Source organism: Xylanibacter sp. (genome assembly GCF_057607445.1).
On record NZ_DBLZAX010000003.1, the window covers coordinates 249,249 to 266,446 of the forward strand.

Here is a 17,198-nt window from a genome sequence, read left to right on the forward strand (position 1 = left end):
ACAAGTTAAAAACAATGTCATGGGATTTTGAATATGTAAATCTGCCCTTTTGGACAGAGGCATAGATGTAAGAGCATTTATAAATTTAAAAATTAGGTGTTTATGTTTTCAATGTCACAATATGCGTTCTCTTGTAGAAATATACGCGAGAGTGCAGATAAAGTCGTTTTAGTTTTGTTGCTTATGTTTGTGTCTGCGCCGCTGTGTTCGCAAATCATCGTGTCAGGCGACAGCGTGACGGGCAGTCCGTTGGGTAAAAGTTTTCTTGCCACGAGGACACCTCTTGGCAAGGAACACTCGGCGTTGAAAATAATCACCCGTGAGATATCTGTGCAGGAGCATGAGGGAGTAGAGGTTTACCGTGAGGAGAGGGAAGTTGAGTATACCGTAAAGGAGGTAAAGGGGAATTATAGTGTAAAGCGTAAGGTGACGAAGAAAGAAAAGACTTCAGATGTGAATGCTGCCGCGCTGGCGGATAAGTTCATAGACATGACATCCGAACCCCAAAACACTTTCCTGTCCACGCGTAAGGTAAAGGAAAGGAAGCTGTGGGGACAGATCAGGCCTGCCGCAGGTGTCGTGACGAGGAACGGAGGCATTACGAGTGTGCTTATAGACAAGATGGCGTCCATTAGGGACGAGTACACCGATGAAAGCGGAAAAGTCGTGATGGTAAAATTCATGGGCAATGTCACAGAGATGACCGAATGTACGGAGACGCTCAGGTACTCATCGCTGTCGGACAAGCTGTATATCGATGACCTTAAGGCGATAGATACGGTTCTTGGCAGCATATACACGGAGAAGGGCGGTAAACCGCTGAATATGAGAAACATCGAGCACATAGAGATAGTGGGTGTGGAATATTGACGGAGGGGTGCCTTGTTCCTCTTTTTATAAAGATATTCTTTTGTCCGCTGCGCATGTGCTGATGCTGCAGCAGGATTGTTGTCATTTTGTGGAAGCTATCCTTTCAGCGTGCGAAAGCTTATTTTTTACGCGCTGAAAGGTTTCCTTTTACACCTCAAGAGGGGCCTTTTGTAATGCGTTGAAGATAAGCCTGTTAAGTGGGTGAGGCGTCTGTGCGTGGAATTTCCTGTGGATGAGTGTAATAAGGATGTGTGTCTTTATTTTTTTACTTTCTTGTTTTTCCCGGGAAAATCAGACAATCGGCAGACTTATTCCGTTGATTTTCTGATAAATGTCGAGCGCATACACGTCGGTCATGCCGCTGATATAGTCGATAACAGCCATGATGCGCGTTTCGAGGTCGGGCGCGCTGATGTCATACTGGCTGCTCACGCGGCTGATAAGCTGGCGCGAGTAGAACCGCTGCGGATTGACTGCCGCCTCGGTCATGACCTCCATCAGGCTGTCCATAATCTTAAAACCGCTCAGTTCGACGTCAAGCACAGGCTTGCTCTTGTAGATTCGCTTTTTCGAAAGTTCTGTGCAGTTGCGGTAAGCCTTAACCAGTCTGTCGTCGATGCTGTCGATAAGACGGCCGCTGAACTCGCCCCTCATGATCTCGTCCTCGTGCCTCATGAACGCGTCAACGCATGCCCTTTCGAGCGCGTTGATAACGCAGGCCCTCATGTATATCACCTTCTCGTTGTCGTCGGTTATCTCCTCGTCGTGAATCCTCTGCATGATATGATTTTGCCCCATTTCATCGAAGAAATCCAAGAAAAGCCGCTTTGTCTCCTCGTACGTTACAATCTTCAGCTTGTGGGCATCCTCAATGTCCATAATCTCGTAGCAGATGTCGTCGGCAGCCTCTACAAGATACACCAGCGGATGGCGCGCATACTCGGCAGGACAGCCGTCGGCCGACTTGCGTATGATGCCGAGGTCGTCGGCAATGCGGCAGAATATGTCGGCTTCGGTGCTGAAAAATCCGAATTTACCGTGCCCCTTTTCCGCCAGAGCCGACGCAAAAGGATATTTCACGATAGACGCAAGCGTGGTGTAAGTCATCACGAATCCGCCGTCGCGGCGCCCTTTGAAGCGGTGAGCAAGCAGGCGGAACGCGTTGGCGTTACCCTCAAAGTGAGTGATGTCGTTCCACAGTTCGGGGCTCAGCCTGTCTTTGAGATAAGCCCCCTTGCCCTCGGTGAAGAACGTCTGAATGGCCTTCTCGCCGGAGTGTCCGAACGGAGGGTTGCCCATGTCGTGCGCCAGGCATGCCGTGCTTACTATGGTGCCAATCTGCGTGAACAGCGTGTCGGCCAGTTCGGGCCTTGTCTTCATAACGCAGTGAGCCACGTCGTTGCCGAGCGACATGCCCACGCTTGCCACCTCCAGGCTGTGAGTGAGGCGGTTATGTACGAAAATGCTGCCCGGCAGCGGGAACACCTGAGTCTTGTTCTGCATGCGGCGGAACGGCGCAGAGAATATCAGCCGGTCGTAGTCGCGCTTAAACTCAGAGCGGTCGTCGTGCCTTATGGCGTGGCGCGACTCCTGTCCGAGTCTTTTGTTCGATATAAGTTGTTTCCAGTTCATCATCTTTCTGCAAAATAAGGCCGTATGCACAATACGGCGGTTAGCTGCGCAAAAGTAATCTAAAAATGGCTAAATTCTTTCTTTTTAGCGCTAAAAATACAATTATGTAAATATAAATAGCTATTTTTGCACACAAATTAAAATAACGTAACCGGCAGCATGCCAGCTGTGGGCTGGCTGATGTCGGCATGTGGCGTCAGGCCGAGGCATGCGCCGTTAAAACCTAAAAAGCAGAATAAGACTATGATACCCGTAAAAGTAATCAACAAAGGGCACCAGCCGCTTCCGGCATACGCCACGGCACAGAGTGCAGGTATGGATCTCAGGGCTAACATCGACGCCCCGATAACGCTGCGCCCCATGGAGCGCAGGCTGATACCCACGGGCCTCTACATAGCCCTGCCCGAAGGCTACGAGGCACAGGTGCGCCCGCGCAGCGGACTGGCCTTGAAGCACGGCATAACGGTGCTTAACACGCCGGGAACGATAGACGCCGACTACAGGGGCGAGGTGATGGTGCTGCTGATAAACTTTTCAGACACCGACTTCGTGATCAACGACGGCGAACGCATAGCCCAGATGGTCATTGCTCGCCATGAGACGGCAGAGTTTGTCGAGGTTAGCGTGCTCGACGAGACAGAGCGTGGCGCAGGCGGCTACGGCCACACCGGAGTGAAATAACAGCAACGTTCGCATTTCAACAATTCAGATGAACAGACTAACATCATACATCCTTGTGCTGCTTTCGGCGGCGGCTGTCATCACAGGCTGCAGCCACGGCACGGCAACAAAGACAGGCGCAGGCGGCACGGCGTCGCGCGGCATCGTGGTTCCGCCCATAAGCCATAACGACAGTATGCGCTTCAAGATATTCTATTTTGAGGCCGTCAAGCAGCAGGTGGCCGGCAACTACGACGCGGCTTACGACCTGCTGAGCCACTGTCTCGACATAAACCCCAATGCAGCAGAGGCCTACTTTATGATGTCGTCTTACAGCGGAGTGCTCTATGGTGACACCGCCGCACTTGAAGACGTTAAGAAGGCTGCCGAGCTCGACCCCGAGAACAACACCTATCTTGAGCGTCTCGGCACGGGCTACATACGTATAGGCAACCTCGACGAGGCCATAAAGGCATACGAGAAGCTGGCACACAACAGTCCGGAGCGCTCAGACGTGCTCGACATCCTTAACCAGCTGTATCTCAGAAAGAAAGACTACGACAATGTGATAAAGACCATTGAACGCATCGAAGCCCTTGAAGGCAGCAGTGAGCAGACAGCCCTGTCGAAGATGCAGGTGTACTCGCTGCAGGGCAAGAAGGAGGAAGAGTTCAATGAGCTGAAGTCGATGTCGGAGAAATATCCCAACGACATGAACTACAGGGTGATGATGGGCAACTGGCTTCTGCAGAACGGCAAGCCCGACGAGGCATACAGCCAGTATATGGACGTGCTGAAGCAAGACCCCGAGAACCCCATGGCACGCATGTCGATGATAGACTACTACAGGACTACGGGCAGCACGGCGCAGGCCGACTCGATACAGGAGACAATGCTCGTGAATCCCAAGACGCCCGTCAGCACAAAGATGATACTGATGAGGCAGGTGGTGGCAGACAACGAGAAGAACGGAGGCGACAGCACACAGGTGCTCAACCTCTTTAAGAGAATACTGAAACAGCCGCAGGAAACATCCGACATGGCCGAGCTGTATGCAGCATACATGACGCTGAAGAAGATGCCGCAGGACTCTATCACCAAGGTGCTGGAGACCGTGCTGACCATCTCGCCCGACAACGCGGCTGCCCGTCTGCAGCTGATACAGACAGTGTGGAACGAGAAAGACTTCGACAAGGTTATAGAACTGTCGCGCCAGGCGCTCGACTATAATCCCGACGAGATGGCCTTCTATTATTTCCTCGGACTTGCCTATGTGCAGAAAGACGATGACGACAACGCCCTCGAAGTGTTCAGGAAGGGCGTCAGCCAGATTGACGACGAGAGCAACCCCGACATCGTGTCAGACTTTTATGCCATCATGGGCGACATCCTTTACAGCAAGGGGCAGGAGCAGGAAGCCTATGCCGCTTATGACAGTTGCCTGCAGTGGAAGGACGACAACTTCGGCTGTCTGAACAACTATGCCTACTATCTGTCGGAAACGGGCAAAAACCTCGACAAGGCCGAGCAGATGAGCTATCGCACGGTGCAGGCCGAACCCGACAACTGCACATACCTTGACACCTATGCATGGATACTGTTCAAGCAGAAAAAATATAAAGACGCGCAGCCGTATATCGACATGGCCATCAAGAACGACACCACAAAGAGTGCGGTGCTTCTCGAGCATGCAGGCGACATCTACTACATGAACGGCGACGCCGGCAAGGCCCTCGAATACTGGCGCGAGGCGCTTGAGAACAGTGACGAAGAGAATAAGGTGCTTATAAGAAAAATAAAACTGAAGAAATATGTTGAGAAATAGCAGCAGGCTGTTACGCAGCCTCGTCTTTTTGGTTGTGTGCCTCGCCGTGGTTTCGTGCGGCACAAAGAAGGCCGCCATGTCCGGCGGCTCGTCTTCGTCGTCAGGCAATAACGATGTTGAAAGCATATTGGCCCGCAAGACAGACTTCCTGCGCAAGGTCTACGACAATGAAGTGTATGCACAGGCCATCTCGGCTAAGATAAAGTTCAGCATCAACACCGGTTCAAAAGATCTGTCGGTGTCGGGCTCGCTGAAGATGAAGAAGGACGACGTGATACGCATACAGCTCACTCCGCTCGGACTGATGGAGGCCGGACGCATTGAGTTTACAAAGGATTACGTGCTCGTGGTAGACCGCATCAACAAGGAATATATCAAGGCTTCATACAGCGATGTAGACTTTTTGCAGCGCAACGGGCTCGACTTCTACGCCCTGCAGGCACTGCTGTGGAATCAGCTCTTCGTGCCCGGACAGCAGAAGATAACCGACTCGGCCCTCAAGAATTTCGGCGTTACGTTCAATGATGCCGTGGCCAACACGCTCGTTACGCTGAAGCGCGGCAGCATGAACTATGTGTGGCAGGCCGACAAGACGAGCGGACAGATCAAGGCTGTGGACGTAACATACAGCAGCCCGTCTACAGGCAGCACATCAGTGAAATGCACCTACGGAACATTCAAGCCGCTCGGTACGAAGAAATTCCCTACGGACATCACCCTGATGATGAAGAGCAGCGCGGTGAAGAGAGCCAACGGCGTGGCCGTGAACATATCAATGAGCGGACTCGACACGTCGGCCGACTGGGAGACGCGCACTTCTGTGTCGGATAAATATAAAAAGGTGGATCCGCAGGACGTAATTAACAGAATCTTAAAGTTATAAATGAGAAGAATACTAATATTTCTGCTGGCATTGTCGTTGGTGGCGCCTTCGCTGGCTCAGAAAAAGCAGACAGCCAAGAAAAAGACCACGACGAAGCGCGTGGTGAAGAAGCGCAGCACGAAAAAGTCGGCCAAGACAGCCAACTATTCGAACGCCTCTATCAGGGGACTCCGCAACCAGCGCGCGAGCGTTCAGCGCAAGATAAAGGAGCAGGAGCGCCTCTTGCGTGCCAATAAGGCCGACGTAAAGAAACGGCTCAACAACCTGATGATGATAAACAGCGAAATCGACCAGCGGCAGAAGTCTATCGACGGAATACAGAAAGACATTACCCACATCGACGGAAACATACAGCTGCTCAAGAACCAGCTCTCTACGCTCGAGCAGCAGCTGCAGGACCGCAAGGCCAAATACATAAAGTCGATGCGGTACATGGCCAGCAACCGCACCATACAGGACAAGCTGATGTTCATCTTCAGCGCCAAGAACTTTGCCCAGATGTACCGCCGTCTGAGGTTCGTCCGCGAGTATGCCGCCTATCAGCGTGCCCAGGGCGAGATGGTAAAAGCCAAGCAAAACCAGATAGAGGCAAAGAACAACGAGCTGAAGAAGGTCAGGGGACAGAAGAACAACCTGCTCTATAAGGGACAGCAGGAACAGGCTGCGCTGCAAGGCAAGCAGGCCGAGCAGCAGCAGGTGGTGAACACACTGCAGAAGCAGCAGAAGACGATACAGACCATCATTGCCGACCAGCGCAAGAAGGACGCAGCCCTCAATGCGCAGATCGACAAGCTCATAGCCGAAGAAGTGGCTAAAGCCAAGGCAAGAGCTGAGGCTGAAGCCCGCAGAAAAGCCGCTGCCGCTGCAGCCGCCGCAAAGCGCAGGGCAGAGGAACTGGCACGCAAGAAGGCTGCCGCCGAGGCAGCAGCGCGCGAGAATGCACGCCGTGTGGCTGAGGCTAAGGCACGCGAGGAGCGCCTGAAAGCCGAAGCAAGAGCAGCCGAGCGCAAGAGCGCCGAGGAGAAAGCCAGGGCAGAACAGGCCGCACGTGAGGCTGAGGCCGACCGCGTTGCAGCAGAACGCAAGGCCAAGGTGGAGGAGATGAGGCATGAGAACGAGGTGGCTCGTGCCAAGAAGGAGGCCAAGGAGGCCGTCGCCTTCGATTCGCAGGACCGCAAGCTCAGCGGCAGTTTTGAGCGCAACCGCGGCCGCCTGCCGATGCCTATCACGGGCTCTTACCGCATTGTGAGTCATTTCGGACAATATAATGTTGAAGGACTTAAGAACGTTAAGCTCGACAACAAGGGAATAAATATCCTCGGAAGTCCCGGAGCTTCGGCACGCTCTATATTCGACGGAGAAGTCAGTGCCGTGTTCGGCTTCGGCGGAACGATGGTTGTCATGGTGCGCCACGGCAGTTATATTTCTGTCTACTGCAACCTGCGCTCCGTAAGCGTACACCGCGGACAGCACGTCAGCGCCCGTCAGGCCTTGGGCGTGGTAGGCGAGGACAACATACTGCAGTTCCAGCTCAGGCGCGGAACGGCAAAGCTGAATCCTGAGTCATGGCTCGGAAGATAGCCATCGTACTAATGCGATAATATTTAGTAAGACACGGCCGCTGCGACGGTCTGCCAACAAAGCCGAGACACATTTTTGTCAGATAATTTTCTGTCTGGCGTTTGTGTGTCGGCTTGTCGGTCTTGCCGCCGTGCGCAGTGTCCGGATATTTTTTTAATAAGCCAGAAAAATATTATTTAAAATTATCTGAAAAGAAAAATTTTGATTACTTTTGCGAAATAATAAGGTGTAAGGACATATGGAAGATGAACTTAGAATAATTATAAGCGGAGGCGGCACCGGAGGCCATATATTTCCGGCTGTTTCGATAGCTAACGCAATCAGGGCAAAGTATCCCGAAGCTAAAATACTGTTTGTCGGAGCGTTAGGACGCATGGAGATGCAGCGCGTGCCTGCTGCCGGTTATGAGATTGTAGGACTTCCTATAAGCGGCTTCAACAGAAAGAACATGCTTAAGAATGTGGTGGTTCTTTACAGAATATGGAAGAGCCAGCAGATGGCGAAGAAGATTATACGCAAGTTCAATCCAATGGCAGCCGTCGGAGTGGGCGGATATGCCAGCGGTCCGATGCTCAACCAGTGTACGAAGATGGGCATACCGTGCCTCATTCAGGAGCAGAACTCCTATGCAGGCGTCACCAACAAGATACTGTCGAAGAAGGTAGACCGTATCTGCGTGGCCTACGACGGCATGGAAAGATTCTTCCCGGCAGACAAGATTGTCAAGACCGGTAATCCCGTGCGTCAGGCCCTGCTCGACACAAAGCTGACAAAGGCTGAGGCCCTTAAGAGCTTCGGGCTGTCTGAAGACAAGAAGACCATCCTCATCGTAGGCGGAAGCCTTGGCGCGAGAACGGTCAACGAGAGCGTACTTCAGAATCTCGACATGATAAAAGAGTCAGGTGTGCAGTTTATATGGCAGACCGGAAAATACTATAACGCGTCGATAATGGCTGAACTGAAGCAGCGCGGAACGGTTCCGTCGCTTCACGTAACCGACTTTATCTCTGACATGGGCGCTGCCTACAAGGCCGCCGACCTGGTGATAAGCCGCGCCGGAGCAAGCAGCATATCAGAGTTCTGCCTCATAGGCAAGCCGGTAATCCTTGTTCCTTCGCCCAATGTGGCCGAAGACCATCAGACAAAGAACGCCATGGCCCTGGTCAACAAGAACGCTGCTCTGTATGTAAAGGACGCCGACGCTCCTGCTGAGGTAGTTAAGCTGGCGCTGCAGACAGTGAAAGACGATGCCAGACTGAAAGAACTTAGCGAGAACATACTGAAGCTCGCGCTTCCCGACTCGGCCGACATAATAGCCAACGAAGTGGTTAAGCTCGCACGCCGCGGACACTGATGCGGAGGGTAAGTAGACCACAGACAATAATTATATAGAATACTAAAATAAATTGCAAAAGCAGATGCAGGGCTGCAATCAGCCCTGGCGGACAAAAGTCCGTTTCTGTAGAGAATAATAAAATAATGGAACTGAAAGAGATTAAAGCTGTATATTTTGTAGGAGCAGGCGGCATAGGCATGAGCGCCATAGCCCGTTACTTCCTGCACAGAGGCGTTGTCGTTGCCGGATACGACAAAACTCCTTCTGCATTGACAACGCAGCTCGAGAAAGAAGGCATGCTTATTCATTATGAAGAAAACATCGACGAGATACCGCATGCCTGCAGAAACCAGAAGTCTTCGCTCGTGATCTATACCCCGGCCATACCGGCAGACCACAAGGAGCTGGTTTACTTCCGTGAGAACGGTTTCGACGTTGAGAAGCGCGCCCAGGTGCTGGGCATGCTCACACGCTCACACAAGGGCCTTTGCTTTGCCGGCACGCACGGCAAGACCACCACGTCTACCATGTGCGCCCACATTATGCATCAGAGCCACGTCGACTGCAACGCCTTTCTCGGCGGCATATCAAAGAATTACAGCTCTAACTACATACTGAGCAAGGAGAGCGACTTCGTGGTTATCGAGGCCGATGAGTTCGACCGCAGCTTCCACTGGCTCCGTCCGTGGATGAGCGTCATAACATCTACCGACCCCGATCATCTCGACATATACGGCACCAAGGAGGCCTATCTTGAGAGCTTCGCCCATTACTCTTCGCTGATTCAGCCCGGCGGAGCGCTCATCATACACAAGGGCCTCGAGATGAAAGCTCAGGTGCAGCCCGGTGTTAAGGTGTATGAATACAGTCTTGACAGCGGCGACTTCCATGCCGAGAATATCGTGATTGAGAACGGCAACATCTCGTTCGACTTCATCTCGCCCATAGAAACCGTACGCGGAGTGCAGCTCGGTCAGCCCGTGCCCATCAATATCGAGAACGGCATTGCGGCCATGGCCATGGCACAGCTCAACGGATGCTCAAGCGAGGAACTGAAGTATGGCATGAAGACATACCGTGGCGTTGACCGCCGCTTCGACTTCAAGATAAAGAACGACAAGATTGTCTTCCTCAGCGACTACGCACACCATCCAAAGGAAATCTACCAGAGCGCAAGGAGCATACGCGAGCTTTACAGGGACAAGAAGATAACCGTAATCTTCCAGCCCCATCTCTACACCCGCACGCGCGACTTCTATAAGGACTTTGCCGACAGCCTGAGCATGCTCGACGAGGTTGTGCTCTGCGACATATATCCCGCACGCGAGGAGCCTATCCCCGGCGTTACGTCACAGCTTATCTACGACAACCTGAAGGAAGGCGTGGAGAAGAAGATGATACACAAGGAGGATGTCCTCTCGTTCGTCAAAGACAATGATTTCGAGGTGCTCGTGGTGCTCGGTGCCGGCGACCTCGACAATTATGTGCCACAGATAGAGAAAATACTTCAAGACAAGTATAAGTAAATGCATCAGAAACTTAAAAGAACCATATTCATAACGCTCGACGTGTTTCTTGCGGTTTACCTGGTGATGGCGATGACATCGTTCAATCATCCGGCAGAGACACATAGCGTGTGTACTAAGGTTACCATTAATGTTGAGGATGAAAGTACAAACGGATTCCTAAGTGCAAAGGAGGTGAAGCGCATTCTTGAGCGGAGCCGCCTTTATCCGTTTAAGAAGAAACTTGCCGACATCAACCCTCGCGACATCGAGGACAAGCTGAAGGACACGCCCTTTGTCAACACTGCACAGTGCTATAAGACAAAGGACGGCAACGTCTTTATAAGCATCACGCAGCGTCTGCCTATCGTAAGGGTGAAAAACTCGCGTGGCGACGACTATTATCTTGACGATCAGGGCGGCATAATGCCCAACTCAAAGTACACGTCAGACCTGATAATAGCTACAGGCAACATAAGCCGCTGGTATGCCCGCAACTATCTCTCTTATCTGGCCATCGAGCTGATGAAGGATGACTTCTGGAAGAATCAGATAGTGCAGATAAACATACTGCCCGACCTTGGCGTTGAGCTTGTTCCGCGCGTCGGCGAGCATATAGTTTATCTGGGCAACATCCCGCAGACAAAATATGTCAACCGCCGCAAGGCTCTTGTGCAAGGTTTTGTGCAGAAGAAGATGGACCGTCTGAAGAAGTTTTACAAATACGGACTCAGTCAGGCCGGATGGAACAAATATTCTTATATAGATCTGGAGTTTGACAACCAGATAATATGCAAAAAGAAGAAAAAGGCAGATATTTAAATAAAACAGAAACAACAAATTGATAACGTATGGCAGCAAAGGATTTTATAGTAGCAATAGAATTAGGCTCATCAAAGGTTACGGGCATTGCGGGCAAGAAGAATCTTGACGGCAGCATCTCTGTGCTCGCCGTTGTGAAGGAAGACTCTTCGTCGTTTATACGCAAGGGCGTCGTCTACAATATAAATCAGACCGTTCAGTGTGTGTCCAACATCGTCAAGAAACTGTCTGCCGCCCTCAAGTCTGAGATAGCTCAGGTGTATGTGGGCGTGGGAGGTCAGTCTATCAGAAGCGAGAAGAACGTGATAGGCAAAGACTTATTGGGCGACACCATCGTTACGCAGGAGATGGTAAACGAGCTTATGGACACCAACCGTAATATGTCTTATCCTGAACAGGAAATTCTTGACGCGGCCACACAGGAGTATAAGGTCGACAACCAGCTGCAGCTCGATCCCGTGGGCATACAGTGCAGCCGCCTTGAGGGCAACTTCCTCAACATATTGTGGCGCAAGACCTTCTACCGCAACCTCAACAAGTGTTTCGACACTGCCGGCATTGCCATTGCCGAGATGTATCTGGCGCCGCTGGCGCTGGCCGACAGCGTGCTGTCCGACTCTGAGAAGCGTTCAGGATGCGTGCTCGTTGACCTTGGTGCCGATACCACCACTGTTTCTGTTTACTATAAGAATATTCTTCGCCATCTTGCTGTCATACCTCTCGGCGGCAACAACATCACCAAGGATATCGCTTCGCTGCAGATGGACGATGAGAACGCCGAGAAGATGAAGCTGAAATACGGAAATGCTTATACTGACAACAACGAGATAGACAACACCCTGATGTTCCCCATCGATGCCGACCGCAGCATAGAGAGCCGCAAGTTTATCGAGATCGTAGAGGGCAGACTTCAGGAGATTATCGAGAACGTGTGGTATCAGGTTCCTGCCGAGTATGCCGACAGGCTGCTGGGCGGTATCATCCTTACCGGTGGAGGCTCTAACATGAAGAACATCGACATGGCCTTCAGAAACCACACGCATATAGAGAAAATACGTATTGCGAAGTTTGTTACGCAGACCATCAACTCTAACAACAACGACATCAACGCCCACAACGGCATGATGAACACCGTGCTGGGCATCCTGGCCAAGGGCGACATGAACTGCGCCGGCGAAGAGTACAGCGAGCACAGCGACCTCTTCGGTGCCGACAAGCCTAAGCCGGCTGCCGGCATGCAGGGCGGAACTCACGTACAGCAGCGCAACAACGAGGGCGTAGTGCTCACCGAAGCCGAGAAGCTGAAGATTGAGGAGATGCGCCGCAAGGCTGCCGAAGAGGCTGCCAGGAAGGAGAGCGAGCCTGAAGTTAAGCCGAAGGACGATGCCGACAAGGAAAAGAAGGGCATGAAGCCTCATGTTACAAAGCTCAAGAACTGGTTCAGAAGCCTTGTCTCTGAGGACGAATAATATAGACATGGCTGCGCTGCTACAAACTTATAACTACGAAAAAAAATAAAGACAGAGATATGGCTGATACACATAGAATAGTGGATTTCGGTGAGCCCGAAAAAGAGAAGAGCATAATAAAAGTGATCGGAGTAGGCGGCGGTGGAGGCAACGCCGTTAACCACATGTACCGCGAGGGCATACACGACGTGTCGTTCGTTCTGTGCAACACTGACAACCAGGCACTCAACGACTCGCCCGTACCCGTGCATCTGCAGCTCGGCAAGGAAGGACTCGGAGCCGGCAACAAGCCTGCAAAGGCGCGCGAGGCAGCCGAGGAGAGCCTTGAAGACATTAAGGCAATGCTCAACGACGGCACCAAGATGGCATTCATCACAGCCGGAATGGGCGGAGGCACCGGCACCGGTGCGGCTCCTGTCATTGCCAGCGTTTCAAAGGATCTGGGCATACTTACTGTCGGCATCGTTACCATACCGTTCCGCTTTGAGGGCGAACGCAAGATCGACCAGGCCCTCGACGGCGTTGAAGAGATGTCGAAGCACGTCGACGCCCTGCTCGTAATCAACAACGAGCGCCTGCGCGAAATTTATCCGGAACTGTCTATCCTTGATGCCTTCGGTAAGGCCGACGACACCCTGAGCATTGCTGCCAAGAGCATAGCCGAGATTATCACCGTTCACGGACTGATAAACCTCGACTTCAACGACGTGAAGACCGTGCTTAAGGACGGCGGCGTGGCCATCATGAGTACAGGCTACGGCGAAGGCGAAGGCCGCGTTAAGCGTGCCATTGAGGACGCGCTCAACTCACCTCTGCTCAACGACAACGACGTGTTCAACGCAAAGAAGATATTGCTCAGCATATCGTTCTGCAGCGACAAGAACAGCAACAACGGCCTCATGATGGAGGAGATGAACGACGTGAACGACTTTATGGCAAAGTTTGGCAACGACTTCGAGATAAAGTGGGGACTTGCCACCGACCCCGAACTGGGCAACAGGGTGAAGGTTACCATCCTCGCCACAGGATTCGGCATAGAGAATGTCGACGGCATGAACGAGCACTACAAGAAGCACTCTCAGGAGGAGAATGAACGCCGTGCTGAGGAGGAGGAGAAGGCTGCCGAGCGCCGCGCAAAGCGTGAACACTACTACGGCACCGACGGAAAAAGCTCTAAATACAAGCGCCGTCCGCACATATACATCTTCCGCCAGGAAGACCTCGACAACGACGACGTGATATCTTCTGTTGAGTCGACGCCTACATACAAGCGCACACGTCAGGAGCTTGAGGAAATACGCAACCAGTCTATGGGACAGGTAAAGAAGGCCGAGAGCGAGGACAGCAAGATACAGGGAACAATAAAGTTTGGATGATTGACAATTCATAATTCATAATTTTTAATTTATAATTAAAATGTTATTCGATCAGATAAGCAACGATATAAAGGAGGCCATGAAGGCCCGCGACAAGGTGCGTCTTGAGACCTTGCGCAACATTAAGAAAGTTTTTCTTGAGGCAAAGACTGCTCCCGGAGCCAACGACACTCTTGAGGATGCCGACGCCATGAAGATTCTTGCCAAGCTTGCCAAGCAGGGCAAAGAGTCGGCTGCCACATTCGTGCAGCAGAACCGTCAGGACCTTGCAGACGCCGAGCTGGCACAGGTCAGCGTCATTGAGGCATACCTGCCGAAGCCTATGACAGAGGAAGAGATTGAGGCTGCCGTAAAGGAAATTATAGCCCAGACAGGTGCCGCAGGCATGAAGGACATGGGCAAGGTTATGGGCGTGGCTTCAAAGCAGATGGCTGGCAAGGCCGACGGCCGCATTATCTCCGGCATCGTAAAGAAACTGCTTGCCTAAGCATTTTCTTTCTGATATAAAATAATAAATCAGCCTGAACGGACTAAACAGTCTGCTCAGGCTGATTTGTTTTTGTCGTGTTTACATACTGAACCCTGTTTCCATTTACACAAAATATTGGACAGTGTCATTAACTCCTAAAAACAAAGCATACGACTTTACCTTCTCTAACTCCTTTATCTACTTTAACTCCTAAAAACAAAGCATACGACTTTACCTTCTCTAACTCCTTTATCTACTTTAACTCCTAAAAACAAAGCATATGACTTTAACTCCTCTAACTCCTTTAACTACTTTAACTCCTAAAACAGAACATTCTCCTCTAACTATTTTAATAAAAAACTCGTCACTCGTCACAATGGCGTATAACGCACTGATACACATGGCGTTACAGTGTGACGAGTTGCGCTTTCAACTCGTCACGCTCGTGGCTCACACATCAGCCGTGATGAATTTAGCCGGCAACTCGTCACACTTTAACATCTTGATTTACAGCTTGTTATGCACGGTTGTGACGAGTGATGAGTTTTTTATAAAAATAAAATTGATCCTTATGTTATGCTGCATGACTTATCACGAAGAGTCAACTTTTATCAGCGATAATCCATGTTTCGGTCAACCTAAGTCAGTAAATAGTCAACATTCTTTATTATTGCCGTTTTCATTTTTCCGATAGGCATACTTTTGCACCCTGAAAGGCCACGTTTCAGCATGCAAAAGCATACCTTTTGCATCATAGTTTGTCGTGTTTTGTAAGTTCAGTATGATAAGTTCTGCTGATAAAATTCTCAATTCTCCATTCTCAATTCACCATTTTAATTTGCTTTTTCAGCCTGTATTTGATAGTTCTCAGCGCTCCTGGAGTTATGGCCATAATGCGCTGAATGTCCTTGTCGCTGAAGCCTATGGTTATCAGCGAGAGTGCAAACAGACTGTTTGTTGTCAGCTTGCCGTATCTGCTTTCAGCCTCTCTTGCCTTTTCGGCATATTCAATTCTGAAGTATTCGATGAATGCCTCAAAGTCGTCCTTGCTCCATTTTACGGTCGTTCCGCCCTCGGCAATCTCTTTGTGCAGTCTTTTTCCGCGGCTCACAGTTTCAGCCTCATGCTTTCTGATGTCTTCAATCTTCTTTTTCAGTTTCTTTATTTCCTTTTCCCTGTCCTTTCCAGATGCCGCCATGCTCTCCATCTGCTGCGTGTACATCTCTATCTTCTCCCTGTCTTCCTCCATCAGGTTTCTTGCCCTGCTCATCTTCTTTCTGTGGTATACGGCTGCAGCTATGATGATAATTGCGAGCGCTGCGATGGCTGCTGCTGCAGCCGGCATCCATTGTCCGGCATTCTTCACGGCCTCTTCTTTCTCTATGCTTTTCTGCAGCGCGAGCATATCTTCAGTCTGTTGTCTTGCCTTCATGCTGTCTTCAGCTGCCTTGCTTTTTTCCGCCAGCTTCATGGCCTCCTTATATTCGCCCTGCTCCTTCTTTATGTCAGACATTAGGGACAAAGCTTCTGCTTTATGTTCTAAATTATTGCTTGAAGCTGATTTTTTTAGTAAATCCAATGCCCTTTCAGTTTCACCTTCTGAATAGTATATAGCACCAAGTATTGTTTGGGCTCTTTCTGATTGTTGGATATTTAATGATTTTAATGCATATTTTTTTGATTCTGCAAGTTTGTTGGTGTTAAAATAGTAGATACTTGCATTTGTGTAAAATTCAACTTTTAATTTTTGAGGCAGGTCTTTAGTTTTTTTCAATGCTTCGTTCATGTAGTAGTCAGAACTGTCTGCTTTTGATTGTCCTGCGAATATTGCAGATATCCTGTTTAGGTCTTCAACAATCCAAGATTTGTTGTTAGTTGCAATTGAATTGTTTAGTGCGATGTGCGCATATTTTAGTGCTGTATTATAATTCCCATTTTTTAGATTAATGAAAGCAAGTAGTTCTGCTATATGATGTATAGCATTTTTATTTTTTGCTTTTTTTGCAAATATTTCTCCATTTTTTAAAGCTGTGATAGCTTCGGCATTATTTCCTTTTTCATAGAAAATCGCACCCTTGTAATAATAAGCTTTAGCAAGTTTTTCTGCATCGTATTGTTTGGTGTAATATTCAATGCATCCGTTTATGATGGAGTCGGGCATAGGAGGCATATATAAAACATGACTTGCTTGAGTCATCAAAAGATTATAATATGCTTTGTCGCTTTCGTCCTTTAGATTCTCAACGCTGATGCTTTTAAGTATTTTCATTGCCGAATCGTTTTTTGTATGATACAGCAATGTATCTGCCAAAACGAGTTTCTGGCGTGTTTCGTTATTGTAGTTGCAGCTGCAAAGAATGAGTATTATTGCTATGGAGAATAATAAAAGTCTTTTCATTAATGTCATGTTTTTTGTTGTTTCAAAGTTAATCAATTTATGTTGAAAAGCATGTGCATTCAAGATATTTTTCCTGGTGTTAATGTGTTGCCATGACATAAATCCTTTTTTATAAAGTCAGAATATCCCTCACACAAAAAGAGTAATCATAATTGGCTTACACCGAACTTCGTTTATTCATTTTCAATTTTCAATTCTGATTTGCTTTTTCAGCCTGTATTTGATCGTTCTCAGCGCTCCCGGTGTTATAGCCATAATGCGCTGAATGTCTTTGTCGCTGAAGCCTATGGTTATCAGCGAGAGTGCAAACAGACTGTTTGTTGTCAGCTTGCCGTATCTGCTTTCAGCCTCTCTTGCCTTTTCGGCATATTC

At 49.8% G+C, this 17,198-nt stretch carries 14 protein-coding genes; 11 read left to right on the forward strand and 3 right to left on the reverse strand.

Annotation, left to right across the window (positions count from 1 at the left end):
• The first annotated feature begins 102 nt into the window (after window positions 1–102).
• Window positions 103–870, forward strand: coding sequence for a hypothetical protein (locus ACZMIG_RS04240; RefSeq protein WP_021854867.1), 768 nt, complete (start codon window positions 103–105; stop codon window positions 868–870).
• Between the two features lie 291 nt (window positions 871–1,161).
• Here the strand turns inward: ACZMIG_RS04240 and dgt are convergent, their stop codons facing one another.
• The gene (gene dgt, locus ACZMIG_RS04245; RefSeq protein WP_487889147.1) at window positions 1,162–2,502 is read right to left on the reverse strand and encodes a dGTP triphosphohydrolase; all 1,341 of its coding nucleotides are present in this window, start codon (window positions 2,500–2,502) and stop codon (window positions 1,162–1,164) included.
• Between the two features lie 243 nt (window positions 2,503–2,745).
• Here dgt and dut point away from each other — a divergent pair, with 243 nt between their 5' ends.
• The 10 genes from dut to ACZMIG_RS04295 all read left to right on the forward strand — a co-directional run bounded on the left by dut (window position 2,746) and on the right by ACZMIG_RS04295 (window position 14,446).
• Entirely contained in the window at window positions 2,746–3,183 is a 438-nt protein-coding gene (dut, locus tag ACZMIG_RS04250; RefSeq protein ID WP_021854865.1) for a dUTP diphosphatase, read from the forward strand.
• 28 nt (window positions 3,184–3,211) lie between these two features.
• Window positions 3,212–4,987 (forward strand): tetratricopeptide repeat protein, encoded by a 1,776-nt coding sequence (locus ACZMIG_RS04255; protein ID WP_487889128.1) that lies wholly within the window; start codon window positions 3,212–3,214, stop codon window positions 4,985–4,987.
• On the forward strand, window positions 4,974–5,870 hold the full coding sequence (gene lolB1 / locus ACZMIG_RS04260) for a lipoprotein insertase outer membrane protein LolB1 (RefSeq protein ID WP_287601553.1): 897 nt from the start codon (window positions 4,974–4,976) through the stop codon (window positions 5,868–5,870). The genes ACZMIG_RS04255 and lolB1 overlap by 14 nt, the downstream gene beginning before the upstream one ends.
• Window positions 5,871–7,451, forward strand: coding sequence for a murein hydrolase activator EnvC family protein (locus ACZMIG_RS04265; RefSeq protein ID WP_021854862.1), 1,581 nt, complete (start codon window positions 5,871–5,873; stop codon window positions 7,449–7,451).
• Window positions 7,452–7,689: 238 nt separating this feature from the next.
• A complete protein-coding gene (gene murG, locus ACZMIG_RS04270; RefSeq protein ID WP_125105490.1) occupies window positions 7,690–8,805 on the forward strand; it encodes an undecaprenyldiphospho-muramoylpentapeptide beta-N-acetylglucosaminyltransferase in 1,116 nt (371 codons plus the stop codon).
• Between the two features lie 125 nt (window positions 8,806–8,930).
• Entirely contained in the window at window positions 8,931–10,313 is a 1,383-nt protein-coding gene (gene murC / locus ACZMIG_RS04275; protein ID WP_021854860.1) for a UDP-N-acetylmuramate--L-alanine ligase, read from the forward strand.
• Window positions 10,314–11,114, forward strand: coding sequence for a cell division protein FtsQ/DivIB (locus ACZMIG_RS04280; protein ID WP_021854859.1), 801 nt, complete (start codon window positions 10,314–10,316; stop codon window positions 11,112–11,114). It abuts the gene before it with no gap.
• A gap of 29 nt (window positions 11,115–11,143) precedes the next feature.
• Window positions 11,144–12,583, forward strand: coding sequence for a cell division protein FtsA (gene ftsA / locus ACZMIG_RS04285; RefSeq protein ID WP_021854858.1), 1,440 nt, complete (start codon window positions 11,144–11,146; stop codon window positions 12,581–12,583).
• A 59-nt stretch (window positions 12,584–12,642) separates the two neighbouring features.
• Window positions 12,643–13,959 (forward strand): cell division protein FtsZ, encoded by a 1,317-nt coding sequence (gene ftsZ, locus ACZMIG_RS04290; RefSeq protein WP_021854857.1) that lies wholly within the window; start codon window positions 12,643–12,645, stop codon window positions 13,957–13,959.
• A 40-nt stretch (window positions 13,960–13,999) separates the two neighbouring features.
• Window positions 14,000–14,446 carry a GatB/YqeY domain-containing protein gene (locus ACZMIG_RS04295; RefSeq protein WP_021854856.1) on the forward strand — a complete coding sequence of 149 codons (447 nt, stop codon included), beginning with the start codon at window positions 14,000–14,002 and terminating at the stop codon, window positions 14,444–14,446.
• 802 nt (window positions 14,447–15,248) lie between these two features.
• On the opposite strand, the gene ACZMIG_RS04300 is transcribed toward ACZMIG_RS04295, so the two are convergent.
• The gene (locus ACZMIG_RS04300) at window positions 15,249–16,697 is read right to left on the reverse strand and encodes a tetratricopeptide repeat protein (protein ID WP_487889129.1); all 1,449 of its coding nucleotides are present in this window, start codon (window positions 16,695–16,697) and stop codon (window positions 15,249–15,251) included.
• Between the two features lie 312 nt (window positions 16,698–17,009).
• On the reverse strand, window positions 17,010–17,198 hold a 189-nt coding region (locus ACZMIG_RS04305), incomplete at its 5' end, for a hypothetical protein (protein ID WP_487889130.1).